The sequence below is a fragment of the Apilactobacillus kunkeei genome (assembly GCF_001421115.1).
Classification (GTDB): domain Bacteria; phylum Bacillota; class Bacilli; order Lactobacillales; family Lactobacillaceae; genus Apilactobacillus; species Apilactobacillus kunkeei_F.
This window is the reverse complement of sequence record NZ_JXCW01000006.1, coordinates 210,001-227,042: the sequence shown is the minus strand read 5'-3', so window position 1 is coordinate 227,042 and position 17,042 is coordinate 210,001. Positions and strand designations below refer to the sequence as shown.

The window sequence follows — 17,042 nt, the reverse complement described above, 5'->3', positions numbered from 1 at the left end:
AAGGTATCGTTAAATTTAGGAAATTTATGAAATTAGATCCACAGTCTAGCAATTTAGCAGATAAATCATTAATTAAAAGTTTATTAACAAGCAACGGTGATACCGAAAGAGATTCTATAGCTGCTGACACATCAGCTCAATTAACAGAGCATGATGTTTATTTATTAAAAAAATATGGTTTCAGTGTCGTAGGGCGTTATTTAACAGGTAGCGTAGGTGTTGGTAGTAATAAAAAAGATAAGAATTTAACTACTGAAGAAATCAATTTAATTACCAAAGAAGGTATTAAAATTTTCCCAATTTATCAAGATGGTGGATGGGATGAGGACTATTTTACCTACGAACAAGGCGTAATGGATGCTAAAAAAGCTAAAAGTGCTGCTTTGGAATTAGGTTTTCCTAAAGGGACTAATATTTATTTTGCAGTTGATGTAGATATTCAAGACGGTGACATTAATAGTACAGTTGTTAGATACTTTAAAGGTATTAATAATCAAATGTCATTCTATAATACCTGTGTTTATGGAACTAGAAATGTTGCCTTGCATGTTATTAATCATAACTATGCAAAATATGCATTTGTTTCAGATATGTCTAGTGGTTATAGCGGAAATTTAGCTTTTCCTATGCCTAAAGAATGGTCTTTTGATCAATTTGTTGAATATTCAATTGGTAACTTAGACATTGATCAAGTAGCATCTTCAGGTAAAGACGAAGCTGTATCTAAATTTGGAATTACTGAAGAAGAGTATGCTACTGATTGGGCAGCGAATATTTGTAATATTTTTGCACCGTTCAAGTATGGAAACGTTAGTTTATCAAGTGACGTGTCAAAAGACTTGCAATTAAACGAAAACGTAGAAATGATTTTAAAGTTAGCTTATGGCGCATCCGTGGGAAATACAAAAGGAATCAATATCTTTAAACTTGGCGTTAAAGACGGAAAAATTAATAGTACCGAAGAAATTTTTGATAAAGCTAACGATATAATCATTGGAAGTATGAATGAAAAAATTAGTTCAGCTTTAAACTATTTTGCTAGCAAAATAGAGAATGGTTATATAAAAGTTTTACTTGCTACTAAAGGAGAAAAAGTAGGATTAACTTTATCTTTAGCAAATAGTGTAAATTTAAATTCTCAAGAAGATTTTAATATGGGGCTAGATATAACTTTTCTTATCGATCCGATGAATTTGGCCAAAGAAATTTTGGATAGAATTTTTGAGAGTGTAAGCACGTCTGCGGTAACTATATTGCGTGGAGTATCTAGTACGCTTGATGGAATTATTTCAGGGGCTGTAGATGGAATTGAAAGTGGTGGTCTATACGGGATTATTTTTGGAATTGTTGTTATTTCAATTATTATTGCGACTTGTTTACCTCTAACTGTGTGATTTTTCCACATAATAAAATAATTAATCATTAAAAAAGTGCACCTTCAAATTTACTTAATTGAAGGTGCACTTTTTTATATTATTTTAAATTAGATGTCCTACATATATGCAATAATTATCATTAGCAATTCTATATCAACCATAGCAAAAAACCAGTAAAATATTTTTTTATAATCTATATATATATTTGGATCAATACCTCTTTTTTTCATAAATATCATATATAGGCACTCATCTATAATTGCAGATATTGCTATTAATATTATCATTACAAAATTTTTATCATATTCGACAACAACATTAAACATAGTAAACAGTATTAATGCGAAAAATGCTCCTAAAAGCATGTAGGAAAAATTGGTAAATTCTGTTTCCGTCTTTGTTTTGTGAGAAAATGTATTATTTTTGTCTTTAATTTTCTTAAGTTGTTTTGAACCCTTTACAGTTTTGTACGCCGTGAAAAGAAATGAAATTAATAGTATAAGTTCAGTTAGATTTAAAATAAAACGAATAGTTTTCAGCTCCTATCCTTATAATTAATTATGTAGTAATTGTTATTTTAACATAATTTTTTGTTATGAAAAAGGATGAATAGCCGGTGGAATGCTCTTTTGGAGTGCTTGGATATTCACTCACAACGCATCAACAAAACAATTAAAACTTTTTACCCAATTGAATTCTTATCCAATATTTTTCAATTTAAAAATTGTCAACGTCGTCACCTGATTGAACATAGAGTCTACCATAATTTTCACAAACTTATTGCATAAAGTGCATTAATAAACATATTGGAATTGTTATATAATATCTTATTTTAAAGAAAATCATACATAATAAAAAAATACCAATCTATAAATGATGCCAATTTTTTATATTTTAGTGACAAATAGTTTAAAATAATCAAAAAATAATTAAACATTTCAATAAATACTTAAATTTATCATAGCTAATTTAATCTTATAAATACTGTTTTCACAATCCTTTTGTCCTAAAATACATTATGAATTTTAGAAAAAAGGAGTGAATATTATGAACAAAGAAGTAAAAGCAAAAAAGATCTTACACAAGGTTAAAAAGAACTGGGTCGTAATTGGAATGACCTCAGTTGCTTTATTAGGTACCGGATTTGTGGTATCTCAAACTTCAAACGTACTACCAACTGGAATTGTTGCGCATGCGGATGAATCTAACGGAGCAAGTGATGCACCATCATCAGCAAGCACAACCAGTTCAGCTGCGGATAACAACAATAGTTCATCAGCTTCACAAAGCAATGACTCAAGCCAATCAAGCAGTGCAAGCCAAACTACAAACAATAATTCAGATAAATCAGGTGACTACACAGCACCACAAAGTGCCGTAAGTGCCACTATTAGTAACTTGGGTTCACAAACTACCAACATTAAGAAGAACTCATCAATCAACTATGGTATTGCATTGAATAACAATGACAATCTAGGACGAGTTGTTCCTAAGGGAACTCAAATCAAGATTAATGTGAATACCCCAGAACAAACTAGTTTGAAAGGTGTATTCTCATACTCAGTATATTCAAAGTATTCAAGTCAAAATAACTTTGATGACAGTGTCTCAGGTAATACCATCACATTAACTACTAAGAAGGATTTCTATCCTGGAACAGTTAATATGAACCTTTCATTTGTAGTAGATGGTCCTAAGTACAACTGGGATGGTGATACTGAAGAACATGAAACTAACCCAGATTTAGTTAACGTAAATATCACCTCAACACTTCAACTACCAGGTCAAAGTGATCAAAGCGTTTCTGTTGAAGGTGGCCAATTATCCATCCTTCCAAATACCAAGAAGGAAGACGAAGAGGTTACCTATAATACTGCTGAAACTCCAGGATACGTTCAACCATATCTTTCAAAAGATTATCCAGATGATGTAGCTGATTATCCAAAGAGCAACACTAAGGGTAACTATTTTACTACTGATAATAACAACGTGGCTCACTACGCACCTGTATACACTAACGCAGAAGGTAAACCATACTTCGTAGCAACTGGTGAATTCAACAAGGGTAACATTCCTGGATACTCCGGTGCTAGAATTTCATTTACCGATGGAAATAGCTTTGACTTTAAGAGCTTAAGACTATATGCATCAAAGGATGGTAAGACTTTCGAAGATGTTTCTGAAAAACCAGGGGTATCATTCGGTATTGACGGCAATGGAGCTGTATTCGCAGACTTCTCTAAGTCAGCATATAATAGAGACTTTGTTGATTTTGTAGCATACAGACCATACACTGATTTATCATCAAAATACTTCGTTAGAGGTTACGGTAGCTACTATAAGGAAGGTACTTACGAAGAACTAAGTTTACCAATCGGTGACTTGAACTACCAAATCGTTCCTGTAACTGGTGACATTGGTAGTTCATGGGTAGTTGCTCCAAACCAAACAGTTTACACTCAACCAGATGGAAACTATGTATACTCAGCAAACAACTTAAAAGATGGTGTTAATGTTTACAAAACTGTTGATGGACAACCAGCTGGATACGAAAAAGTAGACAACGCTACTGTTAATATTACAAACGATGGTAATGTTAGCGAAGGTGGAATTATCAATGTTGCTCAACAATCATCAAAGCAACTACGCCTAACTTATACATCTGCTGATTCACACAGTGCACAAGCAACACTAACTGTGATTAACCCTTACGTTTCAGTACCTGACCAAAAGGTTACTAGAACCGCAACAGTTAACTATGTAGATGCAACCAATAACAGAGTATTAAAAACTGACAGTAGTTCAGTTGAATTTACTTCAACTGGTGTGAAGGATACCAGAGATAACTCAATCATCTGGGACCCATGGAAAGTTACAAGTGGGGATGCTTCATATAAATTCACAGTTCCTACTATTGATGGATACGTTGCAGAAGATAAAAGTGATATCACGGGTACCCTAAAACCCCTTGGTGATGACTTCGTTAAGACTGTCTACATGGATCCAGCAGAAAATGTTACTCGTAGTGAAAACGTAGTGGTAACTGTCGTGGCTAAGGACTCAACCAAACAAGTTAAAATTGAAACACCTACGGGAACTTACTCTGGAACAGCTAAGATTGAAGGATATGACCAATTAATTAATGTTCCATTTACTCAAAATGGTGTTAAAAACTTGAAGACTGGCGAAATCCAATGGAATAATTTTGAACCTGCTAAGCAAACTATTGTTGCCAAGGCAATCGAAATTCCAAATTACACATTAGTTAGCAAGCCATCTAGAAGTGTAAATATTACCGCACCTGACAATTCTGGTAAAACTAGATATTTTGAAGTTCCTTTCTCCTATACCCCAGATTCAATGTCTGATGTTACTCGTAGTACTAAGAATAATGTAAAAATCAATTACATTGATGAAGATACTAAACAAGCAGTGCATGCTCCATACTCACAAGATTTTGAATATATTCAAACTGGTAAGAAGAATGACAAGACAGGTGTAGTAACTTGGACAGATGGATATACTCCAAGTTCTCAATCATACTCCGTAGAAAGCCCAGTGGTTGAAGGATATGAACTTGTATACCCATCACAAGCAACTGTTAAGAATGACATTGATGCTGATGATGATGGAATTGTTGAAACTGTTCTATACAAGAAAGTTGCAACTCCTAGTTCAAGTGCCGCTGAAAGCAGTGCAGCGAGTTCAGCTGAAAGTAGCGCAGTAAGTTCTGCCGAAAGTTCAGCTCAAAGTAGCAGTGCGCAAAGCAGTGCCCAAAGCTCAACTGAAAGTAGTGCAGCAAGTTCTGCATCAAGCTCAGTACCAGCAAGTCATGGTAACAATGGTGGAACACCACAAAGCAGCGTAGAAAGCTCAGCTCCAAGTTCATCAGCTAGCTCAAGTCAAAGCTTTGCACCAAGTTCTGCTACCCCAGAACATGTTAACAATGCCGGTAAGCCATCAAATGATCATCATGATACTCCAGTAGTTCCAACTCATGTAAACAACGCTGGACATCCATCCTCAAATGATCAAAAACGTTTACCACAAACAGGTGATCAAACTCACGAAAACATTCTTGTAGCAATTGGTATGGCCTTAGTCGCAATGGCATTAGGACTATTCTTCATGGCAACAAGAAGAAAACGTAAATAATTAATTAAAAAGAACCTCGGGTTAACCGAGGTTCTTTTTTTGTTTTTATTTAGATGATATTTAAATAACTTTAAAAAAACTTAAACAAATACATACGGAATAAAATTTATTTTTATTTTAGAATACTTGTATAAATATAATTAGGGGGGAATAAATATGAACAAAGAAGTAAAGGAAAGAAAGATTTTACATAAGGTTAAGAAAAATTGGGTCGTTATTGGAATGGCAACTATATCTTTGTTAGGTACAGGTTATGTCGTTTCTCAAGGAATTGACGTAGCACCTACAGCAGTTGTCGCACATGCTGATGAATCATCCAGCAATTACAGTGCACCAGAAAGTGCAGTTACTGCAAGCATCAGTAATTTAGGATCACAAACCAGTAACGTTAAAAAGAATGACACTATCAACTATGGCATTTCTTTAACCAATAACGATAATTTGGGAAGAGTAATTCCTAGAGGGACTCAAATCAAGATTAACATTAACACACCATCACAAACTAGTTTCAGTGATGTGTTTAACTATTCCATCTATTCTAAGTATAGTAACCAAAATGTTTTTGATTCCAGCGTAAGTGGGAATACTATCACATTAACTACCAATAGTGATGTTTACCCAGGAACTGTTAATGCTAACCTATCACTAGTTGTTAAAGGACCTAAATACAACTGGGATGGCGATAATGCTAATCACGAAACTAATCCAAGTTTAGTAAACGTTTCATTATCATCAACAGTTTCTCTACCAAATGGAAATGAACAAACTGTTAATACAGATGGTACTCAAATCTCTGTATTACCAAATACTAAGGCAGAAGATGAAAATACTAATAACCATGATGATATTGGTATTCCAGGATACTTAACTCCAAAGTTGTCCAAGAATTATCCTGATGATGTTCCTGGATATAGTACAGATAATACCAAGGGCAACTATGTTAGTGATGGCAATGGAAATGCTAATTATGCCCCTGTGTACACTAATAAAGATGGTAAGCCATACTATGTAGTAACAGGTGAATTTAACCGTGGGAACATTCCTGGATACTATGGAACTAGAATTTCATTTAGTGATGGAAAAAACTACGACTTAAATAATTTAAAGTTGTACGCTTCTAAAGATGGTAATAATTTCGAAGATATTTCCAACAAACCCGGAGTAACCTTTGGTATCGATTCAAACGGATTTGTATACGCCGATTTTTCTAAATCAGCATACTCAAGATACTATGTTGACTTTGTGGCCTACCGACCATACACCGACTTAACAGCTCAATACTACGTTGTAGGATATGGTGGTTTCTACAGAGAAGATACAGGCCAAGAAGGTTCTCAATTAATCGGACAATACAGCTACAAAATTGTTCCAGCTGAAAGTAACATTGGTAAGTCATGGATTATTGCCCCAGACACAACTGTTTATACTGACAAAGATGGTAACTACACTTATAATTTAGCATCATTAACTAATGACGTTAGTGTATACAAGGCGGTTAATGGAACACCTTCTAAGTATGAAACTGTTGATAACCCACGCTTAAATGTTACTAATGACGACAATGTAAACGATGGTCAAGTTATCAACGTTGCTCAACAATCAACAAAGGATGTTAACTTAACTTACAGTGCTGACGGTGCTGTTAACAGTCAAGCTAAGTTACACGTTATCAACCCATACGTTTCAGTTCCAGATCAACAAGTAACTAGAAGCGTAAAGGTAAACTACGTTGATTCAATAACTGGTAATGTTCTAAAGACCGACACTGGTTCATCAGTATTCAAGGCCACCGGTGTTAAGGATACTAGAGATAACCTAATCACATGGGAAAACTGGTCAAACGTAAGCGGTGATGGTACTTATAACTTCACTGTTCCAACTATAAACGGTTATGTCCCAGAAGACAGCAGCAACGTTTCCGGAACACTAGCTCCATTAGGTAACGATGTAACTAGAACTGTTTTAATGGATCCAACTGAACAAGTGACAAGCACTAACACTGTGCCAGTTACTGCTGTTCCAAGAGATCAAACTAAGAAGGTTACTACAACTGGAAACGTTGGAACTGTTACTGAATCAGCTCCAATTGATGGATACCAAGAAAATAAGAGTGTGACATTTACTAGAACTGGTACTAAGAACCAAAAGACCGGTGATGTCACATGGGGTAAATTCACTCCAGATACTCAAACAGTTTCATTTACAGCTCCAAATATTCCAGGTTACTACCTAACAAGTAAGGGTCAAAAAGACGTTAAAGTTACTGCTCCAATAAATGATGGACCAAGATTACTTACTTTATCATTCTTATACAAGCCAATGTCAGATGTAACCAGAACCACTAAGGGTAACGTTACAATTAACTACATCGACGAAGATACTAAGCAAGCAATTCATGATCCATACAGTAATGACTTTGAATTCACCCAAGCTGGTAAGAAGAATGACCAAACTGGTGAAACTGTTTGGGATGACAATGGATACACACCAGCTTCTCAATCATATTCAGTAGACAGTCCAAATATTGATGGATATGAACTAGTAAACCCATCTCAATCAACTGTTTCTGGAACAATTGATGGTGGTGATGATGGTATCGTGGATAATGTTGCATACAAGAAGATTGCTACATCAAGCTCAAGTGCTTCCGATAGCTCTGCAGCTTCAAGTGAAGCATCACAAAGCAGTAGTGCTGCAAGTTCAGCCCAAAGCAGCAGTGCAGAGAGCTCAGCTTCAAGCCATGTAGTTGTACCAAGTTCATCATCAAGTCATGGTAACAACAATGGTAATCCATCTGCTGATAAGCATGAAACTTCAACACCAACTGCTGGAAAACACAAGAATAACAGTGGAAGTGCTTCAGAAGGAAACAAAGAAGTAAGCCGTTTGCCACAAACTGGTGATCAAACACATGAAAATATCCTTGTTGCCGTTGGTACAGCACTAATTGCAATGGCACTAGGATTGGTACTCTTCGGATCAAGAAGAAGACGCAAGTAATAAAAAAAGACTCCGCTAGGCGGGGACTTTTTTATTGCCTTAAAACATTTAAACCAATAAAAAAGCACTCAATAGTGAGTGCTTTTTTCGTATCTATATTAAGACTAGTTGTTCTTAGTAGTGATGTCTGAACCGAAGTACTTCATTGAAAGTTTCTTCATAGTACCATCTTTACGTAGTTCAGCTAGTGCTTGGTTAATCTTCTTAGTTAGAGCTTTTGAGTTCTTGTTTAACATGATTGAAGTTTCAGCTGGAGCTTGTAGCTTAGTTGGAACATCAATTTCTTTTAGACCCTTAGTTGAGTTGTGCTTTGCAAAGTACTTCCATGCAGGAACTGAGTTAACAGTACCATCAGCACGACCTTGTTGGATTAATTGGTAACCTGTTGAGTTGTCAGGAGTTGATGAAACCATTGCACCAAACTTCTTAGCAACAACAGCATTATCAGTACCAGCACCGTCAACAATGTTCATACCCTTAATGTCTTTGATGCTCATCATCTTGCTGTCACTCTTAGTGATCAATGTGTAGTATGAGTAAGCGTATGGGTCAGAGAATGAGTATAACTTTTCTCTTTGTGGAGTAACAGTCATGTTGTTCATAACAGCATCGTATCTGTTACTACCTAGACCAGCAATTAAACTATCCCACTTAGTTTCAACAAAGTTAGCTTTTAGACCTAATTTCTTAGCAACATCTTTAGCTAAATCAACTTCGAAACCTTGTAGCTTACCATCTTTTCTGTATGAGTAAGGTGCGTAAGTACCTTCTAGACCGATAGTTAACTTACCACTGTTAGTTACTTCTGATTTGTAGTTCTTTGAGCTTGAGCTGTTACCACATGAAGCTAAGATAGCACCAGTACCGAATACGGCTAAAGTAACTGCTAGAGACTTGAATAATTTGTTAAATTTCATGATATTGAATCTCCTTAAATGTTTTGTAGGGTCATTGCTGCAAGAAAATCTTTGATTCTTTGATCATCTGATTCAAAGAATTCCTTTGTGTCACCATCGAAACCGACTTTACCATCTTCAATGAAGACAATCTTGTCGGCAACGCGTTGAGCAAAAGTAAGATTATGGGTAACAATAACTAATGATTGTTTTTCTTTGGCTAAATCTAATAACACTTTTAAAACTTCTAGTTCAATTTCAGGATCCAAGGCGCTGGTTGGTTCATCCAATAGGATGTATTCGGGATGCATTGCTAACGATCTAGCAATCGCAACACGTTGAGCTTGTCCACCTGATAGTTGACTTGGGTATGAGTCGGCTTTGTCTAGCATTCCAACCTTATCCAAAAGTTTTTCGGCAACTTCCTTGGCTTCTTCTTTACTCTTGTTTAGAACTTGTACTTGTCCTTCCATAACGTTTTTTAGAACTGTTAGGTGAGGGAATAGGTTAAAGCTTTGGAACACCATACTAGTCTTTCTACGAATGTTTAGAATGGTTTTTGAACTTAATTTCTTTGAGAAATCAATCTTTTCATCATTGAATTCGTATTCACCAGTTTCTGGTGTTTCCAAAAGGTTTAAAGATCTAAGTAGAGTTGATTTACCAGAACCAGAAGGTCCGACAATCACTGATGTCTTGTTCTTAGGAAATTGAAGGGAGATATTATCTAATGCATGTTGTTTGCCAAATGTTTTAGATACGTTTTTTAAATTAATCATTAACGTACTCCTTTCTAGTTGCTTACAGAATAACGAGAAACTCGTTTTTCTAGGTAACTTTGTAAGATTGTAAGAACACTACAGATGACTGCATAGATTGCAGCTACCAGAATGTACATAATTAATGGTTGATAGTTTTCAGCCGCAATTTGTTGACTGACTTCAAACATTTCAACGATAGTAATTGAAGCAGCTAGTGAAGTATCCTTAACCAAACCAATAAACTCATTGGATAAAGGTGGTAGTGACACACGACTAGCTTGTGGCAAGATAATTCTCCATAATACCTTGCGTTTGGTCATGCCTAGTGAATAGGCAGCTTCCCATTGACCATCTGGAATTGATAGGATGGCACCACGAATGGTTTCTGAAGCGTAAGCACCAGTGTTCAATGAGAAAGTAATAATACCAGCAACAACTGGTGTTAATCTGATCCCATCTGGTAGAATTCCAGCGATTCTTAGGTATGGAAGACCAAAGAATACGATGAATAATTGAACCAATAGTGGTGTACTTCTGAATAGCCATACGTAGAAGTAAAAGAATGCTTTTACAATATTGAATAGGCCACCACGATGTGAGATTTTAACTAAAGCAGTAATAACGGCAATAGTTAAACCGATGATAAATGATACGATTGCAATTGGAATCGTGTAAGCAATACATGCCGAGACCAATTGAGGAGTCGCATCACGAATGATATCCCATGCGCTCATATCTCTTCTCCTTTATTTTTTAACTATAATTATGGAAATACGTAATTTAATCCAACCACCATTTTACACTATTTACATTTAGTTACAAATAATTAGTACACAAATTAATCTAAAATAGGTATGTTTTATAAAAAAATTAAAAAACGTACCTATATAGTGACTATTTTTGTGGAATTGGGGTGATTAATTTGTTGTTTGGAAGAATGATTCCAGCGTCTTTAATTGCCTCAAGATATAATTGTAGGAACTTGAATTGAACGTTGAATTTTTCGGTATCGGTACATGGAATCCATTCCTTTACGGCGATGGTTCCGTCACCTAGATCGACAGTTCCTAGTAATTGAGGTTCGTCGATAATTCCTTGGGTGTTTGGAATGTTCTTAGCGTTGACATCCTTTACAATATCGATGATTTGTTGAATTGGACTGTCAGGGTTAACACGAATGTTAATTTCAGCCTTTAGACGATCCTTGGACATGTTACAGATGTTAGTGATGTATCTGTTAGGAACGAAGTTAAGTGAGTCATCGACACCACGAATTTGAGTTGAACGAAGGCCGATTTCAGATACTGTACCTGTGATGGTGTCTAATACGACGAAGTCGCCGATATCAATTTGGTGTTCGAATAGGATGAAGAAACCGGTGATGATATCGTTTGCTAATCCTTGGGCGCCCAAACCTAAAGCAACGGTTACCAGACCAGCACCGGCTAGAAGTGAACCAACAGGGATGCCGATGATACTTAGAATTGAGTATAACCAGAAGAAAATTAGGATGTAGTTGTATGTGTTGGATGAAATAGATTTCAAAGTACCTTCACGTTTGGGACTAATCTTCTTTTGTTTTTGTAGGTATCGACCAAATAAACGATTGATGATGATTTGACCGATAATCTTAATAATAAGGAAGAAAATAGAAATTAAAAGAATATCAATAACGGCAAAAGTTAGATTATGAAGCATGTCGCTCCACTTAAAACTATCTACATATTGCTTTAGAATACTTGGATTTTTTGCAGCTAAACTAAACATAATAATGACTTCCTTTCGTATTTATATATGATAGTAAAAAACGCCCCGAAACGGGCGTTGAAACTCTATTTTGAAATGTCGGCGATTACCTTGTTGTTTGGTAACTTAATACCAGCTGCGGTAATGGCTTCAAGGTATAGCTGTAAGAACTTGAATTGAACATCAAATCTTGCTTCATCCGTGGTTGGGATGAATTCCTTAACGGCAATGGTTCCATCACCCATATCAACAGTACCTAGGATATCTGGATCACCAATGATTCCTTCAGTACTTGGAATGTTCTTAGCATTAATGTCTTTCATAATGTTAATAACTTCAGTGATAGGGGTATCTGGGTTCACGCGGATGTCGATATCAGCCTTCATGCGTTCCTTAGACATGTTACAGATGTTAGTAATATATCTGTTAGGGATGAAGTTTAAAGCATCGTTGTTACTTCTAATCTTAGTGGTTCTAAGACCGATTTCAGATACTGTACCGGTGACGTCTCCGATGGTAACATAGTCTCCAATGCTAATTTGTTTTTCAAATAGAATGAAGAAACCATTGATGATATCACTGGCTAATCCTTGGGCACCTAAACCAATGGCAACTGAGAATAGACCAGCACCAGCAAGTAGTGTTCCGATTGGTACACCGATAAAAGTTAGCACAGAATAGATCCAGAAGAATACCAGGATGTACATGTATGAGTTAACTGATAATGAGTGTAAAGTCTTCAATCTATTTTCAGGGATACCACGTTCTCTCTTAGCGTAGTTCTTAAATAGATGGTTAATGATTCTTTTACCAATTCCCTTTAAGATTAAGAAAAAGATTGAAATCAATACGATATCGATCACAATGTTTGTTAAATTATGTAGGATTTCGTCCCAATTAAAGCTTTGAAAATATCTGGCTATGAAACTAGGGTTGGTTGCAACCTTTAGCATATAGTTCACTCCTTAAACAATTATCACATATAATATCGTAACATCAGATTTATTAAGATGACAGTTAAACCGTCTAACTTAAGAAAATGTTAACCTATTGCGGCTTACATCGGTGTTAGAATAAAATTGATGAACGATTTGTCCATGTCGTATGTGGCGATGCTAACCACAAGAGCCAAGATGAAAAATAACAGGTTTATTTTGATTGTTCTGTGCAAATAAACTTTGCGACCGATAACAAATACGAGTGTGATAGCAGCCAATACAGCTATCAAGAAGACAATAAGTCCACTCATTAGACCAAATTTGTACATATTATGCATCTCTTTTCTATTTAATAAGTTAATCATAACACCAACCATACATATTTAAGTGAACAATAACTTTATGGAGGAATTAACAGTGAAATATGAACACAAGCGCCAACTTACCAGAGATAAAATTGAGGGCGCGTTAATCAAAGTCGCAAAGACCAAGGGAATCGCTGACGTAACGGTGAGTGATATCATCAAGGCCGCAAACATTAATAGAAGTACTTTTTATCGTCATTATATTGATAAACCAGATTTGATTGAGAAAATGGAAGATCGCGTTATTAATGATATCAGGGAGGCTAATGTTAGTTTAAAGAATAGCGATGCTAAATATATCGATACAGCGGCGGGAAAATTCGTTTATCAATTTTTAACTGTTATTGAGGATAATCAACCTATCCTAGAATTGTTATTAAGTGGAAAAGGTGATATTCAATTTACGATGAAATTGATTGTCTTTTTTAACGAATTAGTTGATTCAACTACTGAGGTTTTCACCGAGTCAATGGATGAAAAAAAGCGCAAACTATTTGCCGCTTATAATTCATCAACAGCACTAGGAATAGTAGCTTTTTGGGTTCATCATTTTGATGAGTACGATAAGGAATATGTCTATGATTTCTTAATGCATCGACAATACTAAAAAAACACGCTATGAATTTCATAGCGTGTTTTTTGTTAGGGGGGAAGGATAATTACTAGCTATTCAGCACTTAAACTTTCGATTGGATCTAGTTTAGCACCCTTGTTTGAAGGAAGAATTGAAGCTAGTAGGTTGATGATAACGGCAACTACGATACCGAAGATGGCGTTACCAACAGAAATTTGGATGATTGAGTAGTCAATCATTCCGTGAACAGCTGAGTTAATTCCTAATTGAATTAGGTATGAAATAACGACAGCTGATACTGATGAGAAAATTCCTAGGAATAGTGCTTGGCTAACGAATAGCATTCTGATGTTACCCTTAGTAGCACCTAGGGCACGTAGAATACCAATTTCCTTAGTTCTTTCAGCAACACTAATGTATAGGACAACGATAATCATGATTGCTGATACTAATAGTGAAATACCAGCAATGGCAGCTAATACGTATACAGCAAGGTTAATGTAAGTGTTTAGAGTTGATACAATCGCACCTGCACCTTGAATGCTGTATGCTTTCTTACCATTAACTTCGATGGTCTTGATTCTGTTTTGAACAGGATCAACATTGTTTACGCCACCTTTGATGTTTACGTTTAAGAAGTTTGGTTCAATCTTGATGCCGTTGTCGGATAGAACTTCTTTAACAGTAGCGTAGTTAATGATAGTAAGTGGGCTTTGTGAGTCGATAATTCCAGAAATCTTGAGTTTCTTGGTTACTGGGTATGGAGTGCCGTTCTTCATGGCAGTGAATGAAACTTGAATTTCTTTTCCTACCATTGAGTTAGGGTTCTTCTTGTTTAATGCTTTAGCAGCGGCAGTGTTAATTAGGATTTCGCCATCCTTAGGAGTATTACCGTGCTTGATGTTTTCCTTGTTGATAGTAGCCAAACTAGTAGTCATATATGAAGATTGGGCAGTCTTATTGCCATCCTTCATTTGAATGCCAGTTGAAGCGTAAGCTTTTTCAACTGATTTAACACCCTTAACGTTTTCTAAACGGCTAACGTCAGCATCCTTAAATGATGAATGATCATTAGTGTTTTTATGGGAAACTTGGACACTGTTTGGATTTACTTGAGAGTAAATTTCATGGTTAATGTATCCTCTAACACCATTTCCAAGTCCTAGCATGAATACAACTGAGAAGATACCAATCAATCCACCAAAGATAATTAGTAGATTACGTTTGGAGTTGTACTTGATGTTATCCCAAGTCATCTTAACGATTGATTTTAATGATAGAGATTTTGATTCTAGTGCTGGTTCATCACTTTCGGAGTACTTGTCACGAAGAGTTCTGTCTTCGTCGATACGACCGTCAGTCATGTGAACGATACGAGTACCGTAATCAGCAACCTTTTGAGAGTGGGTAACAGTTAGGACTAGTTTTCCTTCCTTAGCAATGTTATCCAATATTTGTAGGATTTCAGTTGTGTTTTCTGGGTCCAATGCACCGGTTGGTTCATCGGCAATTAGCATTTCTGGGTCACCAGCCAGAGCACGGGCGATAGAAACACGTTGCTTTTGACCACCAGATAATTGGTTAGGGTACTTGTTGATGTGATCGCTTAGTCCAACTTTAGCAAGTAATTCCTTAGCACGGGCAACTTGTTCCTTCTTTGAAAGGGTAGTCATTTCAAGTGGAACCAATACATTATCTAAAATAGTTAAATGACTAATTAGATTAAAACTTTGGAAGATAAAACCAATGGTTTTACGACGGTATTCATCTAATTGCTTATCGGTATCATGCTTTAATGAGCTACCGTTTAATAAAACGTCACCTTCATATTTACTGTCCAATCCACCAATGATGTTCATTAGTGTAGATTTACCACCACCGGATTCACCAAGGATTGATACCATTTCGCCTTTTTCAAATGATAAATCAATTCCTTTTAAGACTTTGAATTCGTCTTTGCCTAGGTAGTATGATTTTTGAATGTTTTTTAATTCTAAGAATGACATTATTTTCACTCCTTGTTGTTATTTAATTTGTAATGACTATTATAGGCGGAAATTTATGCAAAACAATCATCAAAATGAAAGAAAGTGTTGCATTTTGAGAGGGAAATTGCAAAAAAATGAAAAATTGTCACATTTTGTAATATTACTATATCATTCCTGCAATATTCGGCGTCTATAATGCAAGTCAAAGATTCATTTAGAGAAATAGGAGTGAGTATATTGATTAAGTTCAGATTTAAATCAATATTGATGACAATGGTCGCTTCTCTTGCTTTAACAACGGGGGTTGGAGCAATTGGAAGCTTTAATACACATGCAAACGCAAGTAGTAAAACTGTATATGACTTGTCGGAATGGCAAGGCCGTTTAACTAATAAGAAGGCAAAGAACTTAAGTAAAGAAGTTCCATTCGCAATTCTTAGAGTGCAATACGGATCAAGTTACAGCGATAAAACATTTAAACACAATAAAGCGCTATTAGATAAGTACCAAGTACCATATGGTGTGTACTCATTTAGTAGATATAATTCTTCAGCTGCGGCTGCTAGAGAAGCTCGTGACTTATACAACAGAGCACCAAATGCTAAGTTCTATGTAAACGACTTCGAATCAGCTTCAATCAGTCGTCGTCATTCAAACGATGCGACTGCAAAATGGGTAGATACTTTACGTCCACTAGTAGGATCTCGAAAGATTCTATTCTACTCATACTTAAGTTTTATGAAGACTTACGCTTCTCAAGCATTGAGTAAGTACGATGGATACTGGTTAGCTTCATACACTAAGAACGAACCATCAATTGCCCATGTATTATGGCAATACACTGATCGTCACTACTCATCTGCACTACACAAAAAGGTAGATGCAAGTAAGTTACGTGAACAAAAATCTTGGTTTTTAGGTACTGTTGCCAAGACAGTAAACAATAATGACGCCAACAAGGGTCAAAAGGTGGCAAACAAGCAAGGTAACACTGAAGTGAAATCAGCCGCTGCATCAAGTGCCAAGACTGCTAAAGTTGTTAAACTAGCTGCTAAGAAGGCGAAGGCCAAGAAAGCAACTGTTAAGAAGACAACAGCTAAAAAGCACGTTAAAAAAGCCAAGAAACATGTTAAAAAGGTGACTCACCACAAAAAGAAACATGTAAAAAAGTCAGTTAAGAAACACCACAAGAAGAAACATCATAAGAAACATGTAGCATAAAGAAAAAGGCGATAGTCAAATG

Annotated in this window: 12 protein-coding genes; 5 read left to right on the top strand and 7 right to left on the bottom strand. The window is 35.8% G+C overall.

The features are described 5' to 3' along the window. Positions 1–26 precede the first annotated feature (26 nt). Positions 27–1,394, top strand: a complete 1,368-nt coding sequence (locus tag RZ55_RS07310; RefSeq protein WP_057176041.1) for a glycoside hydrolase domain-containing protein — start codon at positions 27–29, stop codon at positions 1,392–1,394. Between the two features lie 98 nt (positions 1,395–1,492). On the opposite strand, the gene RZ55_RS06510 is transcribed toward RZ55_RS07310, so the two are convergent. After that, a complete protein-coding gene (locus RZ55_RS06510; protein ID WP_057176040.1) occupies positions 1,493–1,741 on the bottom strand; it encodes a hypothetical protein in 249 nt (82 codons plus the stop codon). A gap of 682 nt (positions 1,742–2,423) precedes the next feature. Here RZ55_RS06510 and RZ55_RS06505 point away from each other — a divergent pair. Both RZ55_RS06505 and RZ55_RS06500 read left to right on the top strand, forming a co-directional pair. After that, positions 2,424–5,531, top strand: coding sequence for a mucin-binding protein (locus RZ55_RS06505; protein WP_057176039.1), 3,108 nt, complete (start codon positions 2,424–2,426; stop codon positions 5,529–5,531). A gap of 156 nt (positions 5,532–5,687) precedes the next feature. After that, complete coding sequence (locus RZ55_RS06500; RefSeq protein ID WP_057176038.1) at positions 5,688–8,531, top strand: mucin-binding protein; 2,844 nt, start codon at positions 5,688–5,690, stop codon at positions 8,529–8,531. Positions 8,532–8,635: 104 nt separating this feature from the next. Here the strand turns inward: RZ55_RS06500 and RZ55_RS06495 are convergent, their stop codons facing one another. The 5 genes from RZ55_RS06495 to RZ55_RS06475 all read right to left on the bottom strand — a co-directional run bounded on the left by RZ55_RS06495 (position 8,636) and on the right by RZ55_RS06475 (position 12,887). Further along, the gene (locus RZ55_RS06495; protein WP_034531331.1) at positions 8,636–9,448 is read right to left on the bottom strand and encodes a transporter substrate-binding domain-containing protein; all 813 of its coding nucleotides are present in this window, start codon (positions 9,446–9,448) and stop codon (positions 8,636–8,638) included. 14 nt (positions 9,449–9,462) lie between these two features. Continuing rightward, a complete protein-coding gene (locus tag RZ55_RS06490) occupies positions 9,463–10,206 on the bottom strand; it encodes an amino acid ABC transporter ATP-binding protein (protein WP_053793084.1) in 744 nt (247 codons plus the stop codon). Between the two features lie 14 nt (positions 10,207–10,220). Next, a complete protein-coding gene (locus tag RZ55_RS06485) occupies positions 10,221–10,922 on the bottom strand; it encodes an amino acid ABC transporter permease (RefSeq protein WP_034531334.1) in 702 nt (233 codons plus the stop codon). A 160-nt stretch (positions 10,923–11,082) separates the two neighbouring features. Next, the gene (locus RZ55_RS06480) at positions 11,083–11,955 is read right to left on the bottom strand and encodes a mechanosensitive ion channel family protein (protein ID WP_057176037.1); all 873 of its coding nucleotides are present in this window, start codon (positions 11,953–11,955) and stop codon (positions 11,083–11,085) included. Between the two features lie 65 nt (positions 11,956–12,020). Beyond that, entirely contained in the window at positions 12,021–12,887 is an 867-nt protein-coding gene (locus RZ55_RS06475; protein WP_034531337.1) for a mechanosensitive ion channel family protein, read from the bottom strand. A gap of 402 nt (positions 12,888–13,289) precedes the next feature. On the opposite strand from RZ55_RS06475, the gene RZ55_RS06465 reads away from it, so the two are divergent. After that, the gene (locus RZ55_RS06465; RefSeq protein ID WP_054483937.1) at positions 13,290–13,844 is read left to right on the top strand and encodes a TetR/AcrR family transcriptional regulator; all 555 of its coding nucleotides are present in this window, start codon (positions 13,290–13,292) and stop codon (positions 13,842–13,844) included. A 59-nt stretch (positions 13,845–13,903) separates the two neighbouring features. On the opposite strand, the gene RZ55_RS06460 is transcribed toward RZ55_RS06465, so the two are convergent. Then, a complete protein-coding gene (locus RZ55_RS06460) occupies positions 13,904–15,817 on the bottom strand; it encodes an ABC transporter ATP-binding protein/permease (RefSeq protein ID WP_057176036.1) in 1,914 nt (637 codons plus the stop codon). A gap of 219 nt (positions 15,818–16,036) precedes the next feature. On the opposite strand from RZ55_RS06460, the gene RZ55_RS06455 reads away from it, so the two are divergent. Next, positions 16,037–17,020, top strand: coding sequence for a GH25 family lysozyme (locus RZ55_RS06455; protein ID WP_057176035.1), 984 nt, complete (start codon positions 16,037–16,039; stop codon positions 17,018–17,020). Positions 17,021–17,042 lie beyond the last annotated feature (22 nt).